Here is an 18,230-nt window from a genome sequence, read left to right as displayed (position 1 = left end):
CAGGGAGGCGGCCGGTGAACGTCCGCACGATGATGATGACGGTGTTCGGCTCGGTCGTCGGGTTGGTGGCCCTGGTGTTGGTGATCGTGCTGCCGTCCTCGGATGAGACCTGCGAGACCGGCGATGTGCTGGTCGGATCGTCGGTGCCCACGCTGCCCGAACTCGGTGGGGACAATCGCGCGGGCGCGACCAGTGCTGCCGCGCCGACATCGAATCCGGCGGTCACCGGAACACCGGTGCTGGCCGCGGGTGTGGGTCCGCTGCGCCGCACGTTGCCGCTGGAGACCGGAACGTTCACCATCTCCGATGTGTTCGGTTCGCGCGGCGGCGATCACAAGGGCATCGACATGGCCGCCACCGACGGCACCACGATCTACTCGGTGTCCGACGGCAGGGTCGTCGCCGCCGGTCCCGCTTCCGGTTTCGGCAACTGGATCGTCGTCGATTCCGTCGACACCAACGGTCGCGCCTACTCCGCGGTGTACGGCCACATGTGGGACGCCGGCGTCAAGGTGCGCACCGGCCAGACGGTGACCGCGGGTCAGCCGATCGGGATGGTCGGGTCCGCGGGCGAATCGAGCGGTCCGCACCTGCATTTCGAGATCGTGCCCGGCGGCCGGTTCACCGGCGGTCGTCAGATCGACCCGATGCCGTGGCTCGACGGCGCGCCGACCCCGGATGTCGGTGGCGCGCGGGCGTTTTCGAGCGATCCGAACTGTGTGCGCGGATTCGGCAGCGCCGGTGGGGCATTGGCCGATGGGAAGGTACCCGCCGAACTCGAGATCTGGTATCGCCGCGCGGGGACGGTGTGCCCGGAGATCTCCTCGTCGCTGCTGGCCGCGCAGGCCAAGCAGGAGTCGGGATTCCGGCGGGGGCTCACCTCGCCCGCGGGCGCTCAGGGCCTGGCCCAGTTCCTGCCGGGCACGGCGGCGGGCATCAATCCCGAGGACGGTCAGCCCTACGTCATCGACGCCGACGGCAACGGGTCCGCCAGCGTGTGGGACGACGGTGACGCGATCATCGGACAAGCCCGCTACATGTGCTCGATCGCCCACAAGATCGCGGGCTGGATGGCCGCGGGGCGCGTGTCGGGCGACCTGGCCGCCCTCACCCTGGCCGGGTACAACGCCGGTGAGGGCGCGGTGCTGGCCTCCGGGGGGATGCCCAATCAGTATGCGGCGCACTATTCCGAGACCAGGCCCTACGTCACCAACATCTTGTCGATGGAACCCCAGTACCGCGCGCCCGGCGCGCAAGGCCGGTTCACCCCCGGGCAGGGCAGCGACGGCGAGCAGATCGTCGAGGCCGCCCACGACTGGCTCGGCACACCGTATGTGTGGGGCGGCGGCGGCGTACAGGGGCCGAGCGGTGGCGGATTCGACGGGCCGGGACTGACCGCCGCGGCGGTGTTCGCCGCGTCCTCGGGCGCGGTCACGTTGCCACGCACCGCCGAACAGCAATGGGAGGCCGGGCGGGAGGTCCCGATCGCGAAGGCCGTCGCCGGTGATCTGGTGTTCAGCGGGTTCGGACGGCAGGGCCCGACACAGGTCGGGATCTACGCGGGCAACGGTCGGCTGATCCAGTCGGTGCCGCCGACGAGCAACCGCGGTGGCGGGGGTGTCGCCGAGGTGGCGGTGCCCGGCGACGCACGGGCGAGGAGGGTGTTGTGACCACGCGACCAGCGATAACCTGGTGGGAGAGAACACGAATCCGCACAACCCCGGCGGTGATGCTCGTGGCAGTCCTGCTCTCGGTTCCGGCGTGCAGTGGTGATGCCGAGCCGACGCGTCCCGAGGCGACTTCCACCACGCGTCTGCTCGAAGCCGCGGTCGACCCGACGACTCCCGACGGTGTCGCGGTGGTCGCGCTGCGCGAGGTCTACACCTGGTACCCCGCGACCGAGCAACCCGGATCCTCGCTGCAGCGCGCGCGAGAATGGCTGGGGCCCAGCATGATACGTATGCTGGACAGTTCGATCGGGGCCACCGCGACTCCGAAACCGTCGCTGCAGTGGGCCGACTGGGCCAAGGCGAAAGCGCGCGTGGAGGCGTTCACCTTCGCCTCGGGGGAGCCGGCGCCCGCGAGCGCCGATCCCACGGTGGCGCAGTACAAGATCGGCATCGAACAAACGGTCGTCTACCCGAACGGCCGCACCGAAGAGCTACCGCCGAGCACCGTCATCGCGACGGTGGTGCAGACCCCGCAGGGCTGGCGCCTCGACGCGTTCCGCTGACCACCCACCACGTCCACACAAGGAGGCACCCGTGGCGAAGAAGAAGGTGACGGATCCGGCCGCGGTCGGACCCGACACAACGCTGATCATGATCATGTTCGGGTTCGCGGCGCTGATCACCCTCGCCGTCGCCCTGCACCTGGGCAACGCGCTGGCGGTTGTGCCGCAGACCATTCCGATCAACCCGATCGCGGTGGTCGCCGATCTGGCGCGGGGCAAGCTGCACTGGCCGCGTGCGTCGACGGTGATCGTGCTGTTGGTGATCGCGTCGGCCATCGCGTATGTGGTGATCCGCAAGCGGTTGAAGAAGCGTGCGGGTGTGGGGCGGTTGGCGGTCGACGACAAGGCCGACCACATGGGCAGCGGTAGCGCGATCGCGTCGATCACCGAGGCCGGAGTCAGGGAGAAGGCGGCAGCTCTGGGGATGAAGCTGGGCACCAACGACTCACCCGGTGTGCCGATCGGCATCGCTGTCGCCGACGGCACCTCGCTCTACGGCTCCTACGAAGACCTGCATCTCGACATCTGGGGCCCGCGACAGGGCAAATCCACCTCGCGGGTCATTCCGGCGATACTCTCCGCGATCGGGCCCGTGCTGGCGACGTCGAACAAGCGTGACGTGGTCGACGCGACCCGTGATGTGCAGGAAGCCAAGGGCAGTCGCACATTCGTGTTCGATCCACAAGGCGTCGCCGGTGAACGACCGACCTGGTTCTGGGATCCGCTGAGCTGGGTCAACTTCCGCACCGAGGGGTGTGAGATGCGGGCGGCTCGGCTCGCGGGACATTTCGCCGACGCCGAGACCGGCGGCAGCGCCGACGACGGCGACAACTTCTTCGATCCTGAGGCCGAAGACCTACTCGCCGCGTTCTTCCTTGCGGCCGCGATCGCGGGTAAACCGATCACCCAGGTGTGGGAATGGGTGACGAATCCGCAGAACACCGAGGCGATCGAACACCTGCGCGGCGCCGAACACCACTTCACCGCGTCCGGCCTCGCCATGCAGTACAACGCCGACGAGCGCACCAGGAGCGGCATCTTCGGTACCGCGAAGAAGATGATTCGCTGCTTGCAGCTGTCCAATGTGCACCCGTGGATCACCCCGGCCGACGGCGTCCGTCCCCAGTTCGACGAACTGGAGTTCATCGAACGCAACGGCACGCTGTACTGCCTGTCGCTCGAGGGGCGCGGTTCGGCCGCACCGCTGGTGAGCGCGCTCACCGAGGCGGTCATCGATGTGGCCATGCGTAAGGCCTCGCGCTCGTCGGGTGGCCGGTTGCCGATCCCGTTGCTCGCGGTGCTCGACGAGGCCGCCAACGTGGTGCGCTGGAAGGATCTGCCCAAGCAGTACAGCCACTTCGGGTCGCGCGGCATCGTGGTGATGACCGTGTTGCAGTCGTGGGCGCAGGGCGCGCGTTGCTGGGGCGAGGCCGGGATGAGCGCGCTGTGGTCGGCCGCCAATATCAAGGTTCTCGGCAGCGGAGTCGACGATATGGCCTTCCTGCGCGACCGGTCCGAGGCGATCGGCGAGTACGACTCGATCTCCGCGTCGATGTCGCAGTCGGGCAACAGCAAGAGCTACTCGCGTTCGCTGAGCTCCTCGGTGACCTTCACCGCGCAGGGCCTGGCGACGCTACCGCGCGGTCGTGCCGTCGTGTTCACCTCCGGTCAGCCCGCGGTCCTGGTGCGGACCGTGCCGTGGTGGGAGTCGGAGTACGCCGACGCGGTCAAGCGGTCGATCGAGCAGAACGACCCGACTCGCAAGACCCGCATCGAAGACCTTTTCGGGTCTGCGTCGCTAGCGAAATCTGTTCCGCCGGAAGAGATGGGTGAAGTCGAGGAGGTCAAGCCGCTGTGAGCTACGACAATGTCGCCAATGGGGAGATTACGAACGGCTACCAGGGGGTGTACGAGTTCGTCACCGAGTACCTGAGTCAGGTCTACCGGCGCCAGGTCACCGATATCAGTGACACGGTGTGGTGCCCGGAATGGTGGCACCACAGCGAGGCCGTGATCCGGTTGAGCGCGCTGTGGCAGGCCTGGGAGCATCACCGTCTGCAGGGCGGGACCGGTATCAGCGTGTGGTTTCTCGACCATGCGGACCCGCACATGACCAAGCTGTTCGACCCGAAAGGGCCGTTCAAGTACTGCAGTGTGCGCAACGGTCACAAGGGGATGCTCGAACCGCTGCCGCTCAAGAAACCGGAGGGCGCGGACGCGCAGATGTTCGGCAGTCCGGACATCGACCGCCTCTGGCAGAAAGGCCGCATACCGGACTGACCGGACGGATGCTCGGATCCCGTTGCCAGGCAAGGGGATCCGAGCATATTCGGAGTCGGGTCAGCGACCGCGTTCGATCCCGCGTTCGATCCCGCGTTCCCCACGCTGACGCGCGAGGGTCGCGCGCATCACGGTGTCCCGGGACCGGATCGCCTCTTCCGGCGAGATGCCTTGGCCCATTTCGACCAGCATCCGAACCTGGGTGAGCTCCGGAGCGACGCCGGCACGCTGCAGATGTGCCGCGATCGCCGAGCGTCGCTCGGCCGAGTCGTAGCCGACGCTCGGCGTCGCCGCGGCGCTCGCGGCGAAGGCGGAGCCCGCCGGCTTGTTGAGGTTGATTCCGCGGTTCTCCACACCGCGCGATTCCACCGTGCGCGACCCCACCGACATCATCTGCACGAGTTCGATATTGCGCGGATCCTTGGCCTTGAGATCACGCGCCTCGCGGATCTGCAATTCGCGCGCTTCCTTCATCTTGGCCTCGATCGCCTTCGCCCGGGACTCGGCCTCTTTCTGGCCGTGTTCCCGCGATTTGACGGCGACCAAGATGGCCATCTGCAGCATGGTGCGCATCATGGACGCTGTTTCGCTGCCGATGTCGTCGAGTTCCGCCATGACTGCTCCCCGATGCTGCTGTGGAAGTGGACATCTGAGCCTACCGCGCGAAGGACACGGTGCGATGTCCGGCGGGCCGGGTCGACAGCGGAGAAAATGTGGGTGAGCGGTGCATGAGGCGGATGAATCGTAGGATTGCCTAGCCTCTGATGATCTTCTTCGCACGTCGGGGCGGGAAAACCGGAAACGGACCGGACACGCCAGCGTGTCCGGTCCGTTTCTGTCCTGGGAAAGCGGGTGTCAGCCCACCTTGACAGAGTTGAACGAGATCGGGATGGCCGGCCCGCCGTCTTCCGCGCCACCCTTGACGCCGCCGCCCGCGACCTTGTCCAAGGTGGCCAGGCCGGCCTCGTCGATCGTGCCGAAGATGGTGTAGTTCGGCGGCAGCTGGGTGTCGCCGAAGACCAGGAAGAACTGGCTTCCGTTGGTGCCCTTGCCCTCCGGGGAGGTACCCGCGTTGGCCATCGCGACCAGGCCGCGCTTGTAGTTCACCGGCTGCTGCAGCGCCGGGTCACCGGCGGGGAACAGGTCGGTGGGGTATTCGTTGTCGAAGGAGTAGCCGGGGCCGCCCATACCGGTGGCCGCGGGGTCACCGCACTGCAGGATGCCGAAGCCCGGCGTGGCCACGATGCGGTGGCAGCTGGTCTTGTCGAAATAGCCCTGCTGGGCCAGGCTCACCATCGAGTTGACCGTGCAGGGTGCCTGCGCGCTGTTGAGCGATAACCCGATCGGGCCCTGGGTGGAATCGATCGCCACCTTCACCTCGGGACCGTCGGTGGCGACCGACGTCGTGGTGGGCGCGGTGACCGGCTTGGCCGCAGGCTCCTGGCCCGCCGGGTAGCTGCAGTCGACGGTCGCGGGCTTGGCCGCGGGGGGCGGCGGACCGGGGATGTCGAGGGGAGTGTTGACGAACTGGGTCGTCGGCACCGCCGAGGACGACTCGGCGTTGACCGACTCACTGTCGTCGCCCCTGGTGAGGAAATACACGCCGGTCGCGGCGGCCGCGACGACTATCACACCCAGTACCGAGCCCGCGATCGTCAAGCGCTTGCGCTTCTTCTCCTGCTCGGCCCGTCGTGCCAGCTGGCGCTCCAGCTTGCGCTTGGCCGCCGCCCGTCGCTGTTCGTTACTCGGCACTACCGCGTTCCTCCCGTGTCGTCAGGTTCGTCTAGAGGGTAACCGGTTGGACGCGGGGGGCGCCCGTGGGGAAAACTGGACCATCGTGACCAAGACCAGCAGCTTCACCGCCCCGAAGGGGGTCCCCGACTACCTGCCGCCCGGTTCGGCCGAGTTCGTCGCCGTGCGCGACGGCTTGATCCACGCCGCCCGACTCGCGGGGTACGGGCATGTCGAGCTGCCGGTATTCGAACAGACCGCCCTGTTCGCACGGGGTGTCGGCGAGTCGACCGACGTGGTCAGCAAGGAGATGTGGACCTTCGCCGACCGCAACGGCGAGAGCTTCACCCTGCGTCCCGAAGGCACCGCGGGCGTGATGCGCGCGGTGATCCAGCACGGTCTGGACAAGAGCGGTCAGCTGCCGGTGAAGCTCTGCTACGCCGGTCCGTTCTTCCGGTACGAGCGCCCGCAGGCCGGTCGTTACCGGCAGTTGCAGCAGGTCGGCATCGAGGCGATCGGCATCGACGACCCCGCCCTCGACGCCGAGGTCATCGCGATCGCCGACGCCGGATTCCGCGCGCTGGGCCTGGACGGATTCCGCCTCGAGATCACCTCGCTCGGTGACGAGACGTGCCGCCCGCAGTACCGCGAACTGTTGCAGGAGTTCCTGCGTGGGCTGCCCCTGGACGAGGAGACACAGCGCCGCGCCGAGATCAACCCGCTGCGCGTGCTCGACGACAAGCGTCCCGAAGTGCGCGAGCTGACCGCGAACGCACCGCTGATGATCGACCACCTCTCGGAGTCGGCGAAGGCGCACTTCGAGCAGGTTCTCGGACACCTCGACGCGCTCGGCGTGCCATATGTGGTGAACCCGCGCATGGTGCGCGGTCTGGACTACTACACCAAGACCACGTTCGAATTCGTGCACGACCAGCTCGGTGCGCAGTCGGGCATCGGTGGCGGTGGCCGCTACGACGGACTGATGGCCGAACTGGGCGGTCAGCCGCTGTCGGGCATCGGTTTCGGCATCGGCGTCGACCGGACGGTGCTGGCACTCGCTGCCGAGGGCAAGTCGGCGGCCGATCCGGCGCGCTGCCAGGTGTACGGCGTCGCGCTCGGCGACGCGGCCAAGGCGAAGCTGGTCGCGCTGGCCGGTGAACTGCGTGCCGCCGACATCAGCGTCGACCTGGCCTATGGCGGACGCGGGATGAAGGGTGCGATGAAGGGCGCCGACCGTTCGGGGGCGAAGTACACCCTTGTGCTCGGCGATCGCGATCTCGCCGAGAACACGATCGGCGTCAAGGAGATGGCAACCGGTGAACAGCGGTCCGTCCCGCTCGACGGCGTCGTGGCGGTGCTGCGCGCGGAGCTCGGTCGCTGAGGCCGCGTACTCCGCGGTGGGCGCCGCGCTCGGCTGCTGAGGTCGGTGGGGCGCGGTAATCTGACCGCGCCTCATGCCGGGCGGGCCGGTGGGGGCGGAGAGGCAATCGTGGACGGGCAGTCCGGGCAGCCGGCGGCGACGGAACCGGTGGGAATCGACCTGGTGGCGCCCGAGGTGTTCGCGCCGATGTTGCGCAGGCTCGCGCTGGCCGCGCTCGGCGTGGGCGTCGGTGCGGCGTTGCTGTCGGCGGTCTGGCTGAGCTGGCCGTACGCGATCCTGATCGGACTGGCCGTCGCTGTCCCGACCATCGGTTACGTCTTCGCGTTCCAGCGGCGGCGGCTGTGGTTGAGCGGCACCGTGATCCGCGCACACCGGCTGGTCGGCGAACACACGGTCGACCTCGCCCACGCTACCGGCGTGCAACTGCTGGTGTATCCCGCACGCCTGAGCCGCATCGTCTTGCGGGTCACCGCCGGCGGCGACACCCAACTGGTGCCGCTGGCGATGTACACCGACGTGGGCAGCGGCCGCGAACTGCATCTGCTCGGCCTGCGCAAACTCGCCGACGCACTCGCCGCCAGCGAACTCGCCGCGGCCATCGCGATCTCGGAAGTGCTCGTGCAGCAGTTGCGTGCCGAGGCGCGCGACGCCGGCCTCGGCGAACGTCCGCTGTATCGCGCGGTGCGGTCGGTGCGGAGCAAGGACAGCGTCTCACCGGTGGTCCTCACCGATTCCGAGGTCGCCGCACTCGGTTGAGCGTTGCCGGATGGTGTCGTAGCCCGACCGCCTGTCCGGCGGTCAGCCGAAGAGGGCGAGCTGCGCGTCCTGCGGCGTGGGTGGGGGAGCGGCTGGCGTGGTGGGGCCTTGGACTCGGCGCAGGCCGTGGTGGTCGAGGAGGGGATTCACTCGGTCGCGTAGCCAGTCGCGGTAGAGGGGAGTGACGTTGCCGCCGCGGGCGTAGAGCTGGCGGTAGCGGCGCATGAGCGCGGGGTGTTCGGTACCGAGCCAGGTGAGGAACCAGTCTCGGGTGGGACCGCGCAGGTGCATCGGGAAGGCCATGGCGCTGGCCGCGCCCGCGTCGGCGATCGCGGCGAACATGGCCTCGAGATGGGCCCGGCTGTCGGTGAGACAGGGGATGATCGGCGCGGCCATGACATGGACGGTGAAGCCCGCGTCGGCCAGCGCGCGGACCAGGTCGAGACGGGCACGCGGTTCGGGGGTGCCCGGTTCGAGGCGGTGATGCAGGTCGGGATCGAGGATGGCGATCGACACCGCGACGCTCACCTCTACGTGCCGGGCCGCCTCGGTGAGCAGGGGGAGATCGCGGCGCAGCAGCGGGCCCTTGGTGAGGATGGAGAAGGGGGTGCCCGAATCGGCGAGCGCGCCGATGATGCCGGGCATCAAGCGGTATCGGCCCTCGGCGCGTTGGTACGGGTCGGTGTTGGTGCCGAGCGCTACCGCCTCGCGCTGCCAGGACCGGCGCAGAAGTTCGCGACGCAGCACCGCGGCGATATTGGTCTTCACCACGATCTCGGAATCGAAATCCTCGCCCGCGTCGAGGCCGAGATATTCGTGGCTGCCGCGCGCGAAGCAGTAGCGGCAGGCGTGCGAGCAGCCACGCATCGGGTTGATCGTCCAGCGGAAGGGCAGCGCGGAGCTCTCGGGCATCTTGTTCAGCGCGCTCTTGCACAGCACCTCGTGGAAGGTGATGCCGTCGAACTCGGGGGTGCGGACGGAGCGGACCAGCCCGGCCCTGGTCAGGCCGGGCAGCGCGCCGTCATCGGCGTCCAGGGTCTGAGCTTGCCACCGCACCCCACGAGTCGAACATTTGTTCGAACGGCTGTCAAGCCTGACGCGACGCCCGCAGGAAGTCGACGAGGTCGTTGACGGTCTCGGTGGTCGGGCGGGGGCGGTAGCCGAGTTCGCGTTCGGCCTTGCCGTGGTCGACGACCGGCGCCGAGATCAGCGCGCCCAGTGCGGCTTTGGACAGGCTGTCGGAGCCGAAGCGCCTGCCGATCGGCTCGAGCACCGGCAGTGTCGCGCCGAGTACCTTCGCCGGGATGGCGAAGCGTGGGCCCTTGGCGCCGGTGCGGGCCGCCGCCATCCGGCAGAAGTCGATCATCGTGGTCATCTCGCCGCCGAGCAGGTAGTTCTCGCCGGTGCGGCCCTTGTCGCCCGCGAGGACCAGGCCCTGGGCGACGTCGCGCACGTCGACCAGGTCGAAGCCGCCGCCGATCATCACCGGAATCCGGCCGCGCATCGCCTGGGCGGCGATGACGTTCAGCCGGGACAGGCGATCGGGGAGGTCGACCGGGCCGTAGACGCCGGTCGGATTCACGATCACCGCGTCGAGTCCGCGCTCGATCACCGGACGCAAGGCCAGTTCGCCGGACCACTTCGACCGGTCGTACACGGGCAAACCGGGATCGTCTGAGCGGCCGGAGGTCTCGTCGATGTGCCCGCCCGCGCGGTACTGGTCGAAAGCGTGGATGGAGCTGGTGTGGACGAACCGGCGCACGCCCGATTCCAGTGCCGCCTCGGCGGTGACGCGCACGCCCTCGGTGTTCACCCGCCACGCCAGATCGTTGCGTTCGGCGAGGGTGATCAGCGCGACGAGGTGGTAGACCACCTCGGTGCCCGCCAGCGCCGCGCGCATCGACGCCGGGTCGAGCACATCGCCTTCGACCCAGGTGACGGCCGGATCGGCGGTAGCCGGGGCGACGCGGTCGATCGCGACGACCTCGTGGCCGCGCTCGACGAGCAGAGGGATCAAGTTGGTACCGAGGTAGCCGGCTGCGCCGGTCACTGCGACCTTCATGAGGCCGAGGATATAGAACATGTTCTAGTTTTGATAGTGGATCACGCAGATCGGGGGTGGCACGACTCGAAAACTGCCGGGGAGTTCGGCTATATTTGGCGCCAATCGCAGTTGGGTGGTCGCGTCGGGAGTTTCGCGTCCGTCGCTCGCTTCTGTAGTGCAGACTTTTCACGACGAGTTGGGGGGATTTCGCATGACCGATCTCTCGGTGCAAACCGAAGAAGTCGCCGCGTTCGCGGCGACCAATGGCGGGGTGGCGGCACAGGTCGCCGCGGCGGGCAATATCGACCTGGTTGCCAGCGTGTCGGCGGCGACGCCCGTGTTCGGCCTTATCGGCGCCGACTACCTGGCGATGTTCGCGGCCGCGCAAGCGTTGCAGGCCAAGGACATCAACGACCTGTCGGCGAAGTTCAGCTCGCTCTCCGACGCGGCCTTCAAGTCGTCGGTGACCTTCGAGACCACCGATATCGACAATGCCGCCCAACTCGCCCGTCAGGCCGCCGGCCTGTGAAGCCGCTGAGTTCGGACGCGGGCGTCATCGCTCCCGATGCCGCGATGGCCGCCGCCGATGCCGCGACGGCGTCGGTGATGGGTGCGGTACCCCTCGATTCGCAGGCGATCCTGGACGTCCCGCTCATGCAGGTGCCCGAGGATGTGGCGACCGACGAGGAAGCGGTCTTCACCCTCGCGCAGAAGATCACCGACGAAGCCCAGAACGGCAGCATGTCGCCCGCCGGACTGGGTGGGCTCGGCGGCCTCGGCACCGGCGTAGAGCCCCAGGACATCCTGTCCGGCGTCGCGGACGACGCGTCGTCCGCGCTGAGCGGCTTGCAGGGGACGGTCGCTCAGGTCGCCGCGCCCGCGTCGGCCGCCGCGCTGACCGCGTTCGACCAGGCCAAGTCCGCACTCACCGGCACCTCGGGTGCGGGCGCGTCGAGCACCTCCGGCGCGAGCACGTCGGCCGCCGCGACGACCCTGACCGAAGATCCGGTGGCCGCGCTGATGAGCGGCCTGTCGCTGCCCGCACTGCCCGGCATCGACACCCTGTTCCAGCCGTTCCTCGATCTGCTCAGCAGCTTCGGTACCGGCGTTTTCGGCTCGCTGGACCCGACCTCGATCCTGAGCAATTCCTCGGCGGTCATCGAGCAGGCGATGACTCTGGCCCAAGGCGGCGTGAAGACCGTTCAGCAGGTGTGGGAGGGGCAGTCCGCCGACGCGGCGACCACCGCCAGCCAGCAGGCGCAGACACAGGGGCAGGACACCAGCCAGCGCGGCATCGATATCTCCGCGCTCACCCAGCAGGCCGCTGCCGTCGTCCAGACCGGCAACGCCCAGCTCACCACGATCGCCACCACCTTCGCGGCCCAGGCCACCGCGCTCGCGCCGACGATCATGCTGCCGCCGACCCAGGCCACCCTGATCGGCTTGGCCACTTCGCATCTCGGTGAGGCGGTGTCGGTCGTCAACGTCACCCGTGGGCAGTTGATGGGGTACACCGGCGAGCTCAGCGGCGTCGTCGGGCAGCTGGCCAGCCAGAGCGGCCTGCCCTCGCCCGAGGAAGTTCTCTCCGCGGCTTCGGAGAACATCGGCGAACCGCTGCTCACCCAGGCGGAGGAGGCTCTGACCGGCGGCGGCGATTCGTCTACCACCGCCGCGAGCACCACGGCGGGTACCACTACTCCTGGCTCGACTTCACCGTCGAGTGTCGGTACCGGTGGCAGCGGCGGTGGATCCGGCGCCTCGCTCGGCGCGCTCGGTACCGCGCGCGGCGGCGCCGGCGGCTCGGCGGGCAGCACCGGCGGCACTCCGAGCTCGGGCACTCCGAAGTCCACCGCGGCCGTGCCGGGTGCGGCGGTTCCGGCGTCGGGCCGGCCGATCAGCACGGTGATGGGCTCCGGCACCACCACGGCCGCCGGTACCAGCGGTACCTCCGGCATGATGGGCGGCGGTGGCGCGGGAGCGGGTGCGGGCCGTGGCAACAACGAGGAAGAACACGGTCGTACCGTGCAGCCCTACCAGAGCCGCACCGGCAACGACGATCTCACCGGTCCGCTGGGCGAATCCACGCCCGACGTGATCGGTGCCGTCCACGAGGACGAACGCGAAGCGGACGCGACCGCGGATCGGTTCTGACCGGCAAGGGGCTCGCCGGTGAAAACCGGCGAGCCCCTTGCGGTTCGGTGTCGAACGATCAGCTCTTGAAGGCGTCGACCAGCTTCTTGTAGAGGTCGGTGAAGCGCTTGCGCGCGGCCTTCTGCTCCGGGTTGAGGCCATCGGACGCATCGGGGGAATAGATCACCAGGTGCGCTTCGTCGGCCGGGTCGTCGGGCATCAGGTCGATGATCTGGGTGCCGCGGTTGTCGCCCGCCGGCATCCCGAAGTCGGTGTCCTTCAGCGCGTTGATCTCCTCGCGCGCGGCCTCGATCACGTCGGCGGCAACCTTTCCGGTCACCTGCTTGGGTGCGGTCTCGGGTTTACGGTCCTTGCTCACCGCGTCGGGCATGTGCACGGCCTTGCCGTCGGCGAACACCTGCAGGACCGGACGCAGGTCGGTGCGCTGCGACCAGCCGTCGGGGATCGTGGTCAGGCTCACCAACGGTAGTGGCGCCGGATCGGCATGGGCGAGTGCGCTCGCGCCGCTCAGGGCGAGAGCGCAGACGAGCAGTCCGGTCATGGTCGGGCGCATGGGTTCCCCTCGATCGAAAGACAGTGCGTGGGTTTCGCGTTCGAGGCGTCAGCGTATCCCGGGCGGGTTGTCGAGGTCACGCGCGGAATAGGTGTCGCACGCCTGCACCGACCCGGTCCGGTAGCCGGTGAGGAACCACTTCTGCCGCTGTTCGGAGGATCCGTGGGTCCACGACTCGGGATTGACACCGCGACCGGCCGAGCGCTGGATACGGTCGTCACCCACGGCATTGGCGGCCGACAGCGCATCGCGAATGTCATTGTCGGACAGGGGTTTCAGGAAGGGCTGTCCACCGCCCGGCGAGGGCTGCTTGTCGGCGAAGTTGGCCCAGATACCGGCGTAGCAGTCGGCCTGCAGCTCGGTGCGGACCGCGCCCGAGGTCGCACCCTGCGGATCACGCTGAGCCTTGCCGATGTCGCCGAGCTGGTTCTGGATGTGGTGGCCGACCTCGTGCGCGACCACGTACTCCTGCGCCAGCGGTCCCGCGCTCGCGCCGAAGCGGTCGGTGAGTTCCTGGAAGAAGGCGGTGTCGAAGTAGGCGGTCTGGTCGGCGGGGCAGTAGAACGGGCCGACATCACTGGTGGCGTTGCCGCAGCCGGTGCTCACGCCGCCGGTGAACAGCACCAGTTCGGGCTCCACGTACTGCTTGCCGGTCTGCTTGGGCAGCTGCACCGACCACACCGCGTCCAGGCTCTGGGCGGTGGCCACCACCCGGCAGTCGACGTACTTGTTCGCATCGGCGCCGGTCTTGCAGTGGGTCGGCGTTCCCGCGGTCCCCGGCTGTGCCTGCTGCCCGCTCTGCGCGCCGGTGAAGTTGCCGAGCACTGTCCCCGGATCGCCGCCGAGGAGCAACGTGATCACCAACAGGATCAGACCGCCCGCGCCGCCGCCGAGAGCGAGTTTGCCGCCCATGCCGGGTCCGCCGCCCGACGACGCCCGGCCGGGATCGATCTGCATACCTTCGTTGAAGGTCATCGCGGTACTCGCCTTCGCTCGGTTGTCCAGCTGTCTCACAGCGCGATTCACCGTCGGCGGGAGCGGCGACGGCGGACAGGTGTCACAAGCTTGACACGGTGAGGAAGATATCGGTTTTCATCCGGGCACCGTGTCTCACTACGATGGCAGTGCACACGGTCATCTGCGCCGGTGCGACAAGTCCGTGAAAGTCTGTCGAAAGGAATACCGTGCTGCGCACCCACTTGGCTGGTTCGCTGCGAGGCGAGCACGCCGGTCAGACCGTCACCCTCACCGGCTGGGTGGCGAGGCGTCGTGACCACGGTGGTGTGACCTTCATCGATCTGCGCGACGCCTCGGGCGTCTCGCAGGTGGTTTTCCGCGAGGGCGAGGCGGCCGAGCAGGCCCACAAGCTGCGCGCGGAATACTGTGTGCAGGTCACCGGTGTGGTGGAACGGCGTCCCGACGGCAACGAGAACCCGGAGCTGCCGACCGGGCAGATCGAGGTCGACGCCAAGGAACTGGTCGTGCTCAACGAGAGCGCGCCGCTGCCGTTCCAGCTCGACGAGACCCCCGGCGACGAGGCCCGCCTCAAGTACCGCTACCTGGACCTGCGCCGCGAAGGCCCCGGCCACGCCATCCGCCTGCGCTCCAAGGTCAACGCCGCGGCTCGCGACGTGCTGGCCAACCACGACTTCGTCGAGGTCGAGACCCCCACGCTCACCCGCTCGACTCCCGAGGGCGCCCGCGACTTCCTGGTTCCCGCGCGCTTGCAGCCGGGTAGCTTCTACGCCCTGCCGCAGAGCCCGCAGCTGTTCAAGCAGCTGCTGATGGTCGGCGGCATCGAGCGGTACTACCAGATCGCGCGCTGCTACCGCGACGAGGACTTCCGCGCCGACCGTCAGCCCGAGTTCACCCAGCTCGACATCGAGATGAGCTTCGTGCGCCAGGAAGACGTGATCCTGCTGGCCGAGGACATCCTGACCTCGCTGTGGAAGCTGGTCGGCCACGAGATCGTCACCCCGATCCCGCACATGACCTACGCGGAGGCGATGCGGCGCTACGGCTCCGACAAGCCCGACCTGCGCTTCGGTGTGGAGATCACCGAGCTCATCGACTACTTCAAGGACACCACGTTCCGCGTGTTCCAGTCGGAGTACGTCGGCGCGGTCGTGATGCCCGGTGGCGCGAGCCAGCCGCGACGTCAGCTCGACGCCTGGCAGGACTGGGCCAAGCAGCGCGGCGCCAAGGGCCTGGCCTACATCCTGATCAACGAAGACGGCACCCTGGGCGGCCCGGTCGCCAAGAACCTGACCGACGCCGAGCGCGACGGCTTGGCCAAGCAGGTCGGCGCCGAGCCGGGTGACTGCGTGTTCTTCGCGGCCGGTGCGGTGAAGTCGAGCCGTGCCCTGCTCGGTGCCGCGCGCGGCGAGATCGCCCGCAAGTGCGACCTCATCGACCCGAACGCCTGGGCCTTCGTCTGGATCGTCGACGCCCCGATGTTCGAGCCCACCGCCGATGCCACCGCCAGCGGCGACGTGGCCCTCGGCTACTCGGCCTGGACCGCGGTGCACCACGCGTTCACCTCGCCGAAGCCGGAGTCGATCGACACCTTCGACACCGACCCCGGTGCGGCGCTGGCCTACGCCTACGACATCGTCTGCAACGGCAACGAGATCGGCGGCGGTTCCATCCGTATCCACCGCCGCGACGTGCAGGAACGCGTGTTCAAGGTGATGGGCATCGACCATGACGAGGCGCAGGAGAAGTTCGGCTTCCTGCTCGACGCCTTCTCCTACGGCGCCCCGCCCATGGGCGGCATCGCCTTCGGCTGGGACCGCATCACCGCGCTCCTGGCGGGCGAGGACTCGATCCGCGAGGTGATCGCGTTCCCGAAGACCGGTGGCGGCGTCGACCCACTCACCGACGCACCCGCGCAGATCACCGCGCAGCAGCGCAAGGAAGCGGGCATCGACGCCAAGCCCGAGGCCAAGGGCAAGGGCGACGCCGCCGACGCGCCGAAAGTTGTTGCGGCCGAGAAATAGCGGTCATCGGAGGTAGCCCGGTACCTTCTGGTCAGTTCCCGATCGCGACGGCGGGACCGATCAGGAGGACACTGGGTGCTACATCTGCGAGTGATCAGCCCGCCCGAGCAGACCGACGCCCTGGTGCGGGTGCTCGAGGAGGACGCCGGTGTCACTCATCTGACGGTGGCGCGCGGGATCGCCCTCGACCCGCCGGGCGATCTGGTCCAGGCCGATGTGGCGCGCGAGGCGGGCAACAAGGTCCTCGCCGATGTGAAGGCGCTCGGCATCGTTCACACCGGCGGGATCACGCTGGAACCGATCACGGCGGTGCTGTCCGACGCCGCCGATCGCGCGGTCCACGCGGCGCCGGGCGACCCGAGCGACGCGGTCGTCTGGGAGCAGTTGCTCAAGGAGACGCACGAGGAATCCTCGCTCAACGCCACCTTTGTGGCGTTTCTGACGATCGCCTGTCTGCTGGCCTCGATCGGTGTGGCGACCAACTCGCCGGTCACCATCGTCGGCGCGATGGTGGTGGGTCCGGAGTTCGGGCCGCTGGCAGCGCTGTCGGTCGCACTGGTTCGCCGTAACTGGCGGCTGGCCCGGCGTTCGGTACTCGCGCTTGCCGTGGCCTTCCCGGTGGCGATGGTGATCACGCTCGGCGCGACCCTGGTGTGGCAGCAGCTGGGCTGGATCACCACCAAGGGTGTCATCGACGCGCACAATGTCGACTTCATCTACGAGGTGGGGCCGTTCTCGCTGGTCGTGGCGCTACTCGCCGGTGCGGCAGGGATGCTGTCGCTGGTCACCGCGAAGTCGGCGGCCCTGATCGGGGTGTTCATCTCGGTCACCACCGTGCCTGCCGCGGGCTACGCGGTAGTGGCGGCGACGATCGGTCAGTGGCATCGCGCGTTCGAATCGGTCGGTCAGCTCGCGGTGAACCTGCTCGGCATCGTCGTGGCCGGGGTGATCGTGCTCGAGTTGCGACCCCGGGCGGGGGACACGGACGGTCCGCTCGGGCGATTCAAGCGGGCCATCGGCATGCGGTCCGCACTCGACCGCTGACCTCAGACGCGGGCGACCGGTCCCGCCGTCAGCATCCGGTAGGAGTAGGTGACCGCGATGACGCATACCGGCCCCGCGACGAACAGGCCGAGCCCGCACAGTATCGCGCCGACGAGGGTGACCAGCGTGATGGTGAGCGCCAGCAGCAGCGCCGCCCACAGGTTCGCCAGCACCAGTTGCGCGCTCGCCTTGATCGCTTCCACCGGACCGTAGTCCTGGTCGATCACGAAGTGCATCGAGAACATGCACAGGAACCCGGCGACGATGCCGGGCAGCAGGCACAGCGTCGAGGCGAGCAGCGTGACGGTGAAGGCGAGCAGCGAGGTGAGCAGGACATTGCCCGCGTTCACGAACCGGAAGTAGGACCCGAAAGCCGGTGGGTATCCGTCGGTTTCGTAGAGCGCGCCGCGCACCATCGCCGCCTGCAGCAGCCACAGTGCGACGATCACCATCAAGAACAGCAACAGCACGCTGAACGGCGACGTCGGCTCGACGATCTGGACCACGGCGACGAAGCCGAGATAGATCAGCACGCCCACCGCGGTGACGCCGAGCCACGGACCCGGATTGGCCCGGAATCGTTCCCAGCCGTAGCTCAGCGAACGGCCGATATCGAGGGCTTGTGCTCCCGAATGGTAGTAACCGGGCGTCTGCCCGGCACCGCCCTGCGACACGCCGGATGCGGGGTATACCGGATTCTCCGGTTTCGCCTGGGGGACGGCGTAACCGGAGCCCGTGCCCGCGGGCCCGTACTGCGGTGTGGGCCCCCCGCGTCCGGCAATCGGTGGCGGCGGCTCGACCGGCTCCTGCCCGTACTGGGCGGCGCCGGGTCCCTCGAATTGCGGATAGCCTGCGCCACCGGCCATTCCGTGCCTGCTCGGTCCCGGACCGGGAGCCGGTGGCTGCCCGGTGCCCTCATGTCTGCCCGTGGGGCCGGCGAACTGTCCGCCACCGCCCGGAACAGGCGACCCGCCCGGCGAATCGCTCGATGCGGCGTACGGAGTGTCGGTCACTGTGATAGACCTTTCGACTCAACCGGTTTGCGGTGTGGCGCACAG

The 18,230-nt window shown here is 68.6% G+C and carries 17 protein-coding genes; 10 read left to right on the top strand and 7 right to left on the bottom strand.

Annotated features, from left to right (window positions below):
• Nucleotides 1-14 precede the first annotated feature (14 nt).
• From ACWDXS_RS15580 to ACWDXS_RS15565, 4 genes are read left to right on the top strand one after another with little or no spacing between them, the layout of a single operon-like run.
• Complete coding sequence (locus ACWDXS_RS15580; protein WP_449966096.1) at nt 15-1,670, top strand: peptidoglycan DD-metalloendopeptidase family protein; 1,656 nt, start codon at nt 15-17, stop codon at nt 1,668-1,670.
• On the top strand, nt 1,667-2,233 hold the full coding sequence (locus tag ACWDXS_RS15575) for a hypothetical protein (protein WP_449966093.1): 567 nt from the start codon (nt 1,667-1,669) through the stop codon (nt 2,231-2,233). The genes ACWDXS_RS15580 and ACWDXS_RS15575 overlap by 4 nt, the downstream gene beginning before the upstream one ends.
• A 31-nt stretch (nt 2,234-2,264) precedes the next feature.
• A complete protein-coding gene (locus ACWDXS_RS15570) occupies nt 2,265-4,091 on the top strand; it encodes a type IV secretory system conjugative DNA transfer family protein (RefSeq protein ID WP_387442797.1) in 1,827 nt (608 codons plus the stop codon).
• Nucleotides 4,088-4,513 carry a DUF4913 domain-containing protein gene (locus ACWDXS_RS15565; protein ID WP_378626947.1) on the top strand — a complete coding sequence of 142 codons (426 nt, stop codon included), beginning with the start codon at nt 4,088-4,090 and terminating at the stop codon, nt 4,511-4,513. The genes ACWDXS_RS15570 and ACWDXS_RS15565 overlap by 4 nt, the downstream gene beginning before the upstream one ends.
• A 60-nt stretch (nt 4,514-4,573) precedes the next feature.
• Here the strand turns inward: ACWDXS_RS15565 and ACWDXS_RS15560 are convergent, their stop codons facing one another.
• Entirely contained in the window at nt 4,574-5,128 is a 555-nt protein-coding gene (locus tag ACWDXS_RS15560; protein ID WP_387442801.1) for a hypothetical protein, read from the bottom strand.
• 240 nt (nt 5,129-5,368) lie between these two features.
• Complete coding sequence (locus ACWDXS_RS15555) at nt 5,369-6,265, bottom strand: peptidylprolyl isomerase (RefSeq protein WP_378988999.1); 897 nt, start codon at nt 6,263-6,265, stop codon at nt 5,369-5,371.
• Nucleotides 6,266-6,350: 85 nt separating this feature from the next.
• On the opposite strand from ACWDXS_RS15555, the gene hisS reads away from it, so the two are divergent.
• Entirely contained in the window at nt 6,351-7,625 is a 1,275-nt protein-coding gene (hisS, locus tag ACWDXS_RS15550; RefSeq protein WP_379315761.1) for a histidine--tRNA ligase, read from the top strand.
• 108 nt (nt 7,626-7,733) lie between these two features.
• A complete protein-coding gene (locus ACWDXS_RS15545; protein ID WP_449966087.1) occupies nt 7,734-8,381 on the top strand; it encodes a hypothetical protein in 648 nt (215 codons plus the stop codon).
• A 42-nt stretch (nt 8,382-8,423) separates the two neighbouring features.
• Here ACWDXS_RS15545 and ACWDXS_RS15540 read toward each other — a convergent pair whose 3' ends face one another.
• Together ACWDXS_RS15540 and ACWDXS_RS15535 are read right to left on the bottom strand one after the other, a co-directional pair.
• Nucleotides 8,424-9,437: an Rv2578c family radical SAM protein gene (locus ACWDXS_RS15540; protein ID WP_449966085.1), complete on the bottom strand. Its 1,014-nt coding sequence runs from the start codon at nt 9,435-9,437 to the stop codon at nt 8,424-8,426.
• Between the two features lie 31 nt (nt 9,438-9,468).
• Complete coding sequence (locus ACWDXS_RS15535) at nt 9,469-10,443, bottom strand: NAD-dependent epimerase/dehydratase family protein (protein WP_378989003.1); 975 nt, start codon at nt 10,441-10,443, stop codon at nt 9,469-9,471.
• A gap of 193 nt (nt 10,444-10,636) precedes the next feature.
• On the opposite strand from ACWDXS_RS15535, the gene ACWDXS_RS15530 reads away from it, so the two are divergent.
• Both ACWDXS_RS15530 and ACWDXS_RS15525 read left to right on the top strand, forming a co-directional pair.
• Complete coding sequence (locus ACWDXS_RS15530; protein ID WP_378945397.1) at nt 10,637-10,954, top strand: type VII secretion target; 318 nt, start codon at nt 10,637-10,639, stop codon at nt 10,952-10,954.
• Entirely contained in the window at nt 10,951-12,576 is a 1,626-nt protein-coding gene (locus ACWDXS_RS15525; RefSeq protein ID WP_387442808.1) for a hypothetical protein, read from the top strand. The genes ACWDXS_RS15530 and ACWDXS_RS15525 overlap by 4 nt, the downstream gene beginning before the upstream one ends.
• 58 nt (nt 12,577-12,634) lie before the next feature.
• Here ACWDXS_RS15525 and ACWDXS_RS15520 read toward each other — a convergent pair whose 3' ends face one another.
• Together ACWDXS_RS15520 and ypfJ are read right to left on the bottom strand one after the other, a co-directional pair.
• A complete protein-coding gene (locus ACWDXS_RS15520) occupies nt 12,635-13,129 on the bottom strand; it encodes a hypothetical protein (protein WP_378989005.1) in 495 nt (164 codons plus the stop codon).
• 48 nt (nt 13,130-13,177) lie between these two features.
• Nucleotides 13,178-14,104: a KPN_02809 family neutral zinc metallopeptidase gene (gene ypfJ / locus ACWDXS_RS15515; protein WP_378989006.1), complete on the bottom strand. Its 927-nt coding sequence runs from the start codon at nt 14,102-14,104 to the stop codon at nt 13,178-13,180.
• A 209-nt stretch (nt 14,105-14,313) separates the two neighbouring features.
• Between ypfJ and aspS the strand changes: the two genes are divergently transcribed.
• Together aspS and ACWDXS_RS15505 are read left to right on the top strand one after the other, a co-directional pair.
• Entirely contained in the window at nt 14,314-16,128 is a 1,815-nt protein-coding gene (aspS, locus tag ACWDXS_RS15510; protein WP_449966078.1) for an aspartate--tRNA ligase, read from the top strand.
• Between the two features lie 75 nt (nt 16,129-16,203).
• Nucleotides 16,204-17,172 carry a DUF389 domain-containing protein gene (locus tag ACWDXS_RS15505; RefSeq protein WP_449966075.1) on the top strand — a complete coding sequence of 323 codons (969 nt, stop codon included), beginning with the start codon at nt 16,204-16,206 and terminating at the stop codon, nt 17,170-17,172.
• Nucleotides 17,173-17,174: 2 nt separating this feature from the next.
• On the opposite strand, the gene ACWDXS_RS15500 is transcribed toward ACWDXS_RS15505, so the two are convergent.
• On the bottom strand, nt 17,175-18,185 hold the full coding sequence (locus ACWDXS_RS15500; protein WP_378989009.1) for a hypothetical protein: 1,011 nt from the start codon (nt 18,183-18,185) through the stop codon (nt 17,175-17,177).
• Nucleotides 18,186-18,230 lie beyond the last annotated feature (45 nt).

Source organism: Nocardia sp. NPDC003183 (assembly GCF_053590715.1).
Note: the sequence above shows the minus strand (reverse complement) of the source record. Positions and strands in the feature narration are given on the sequence as shown.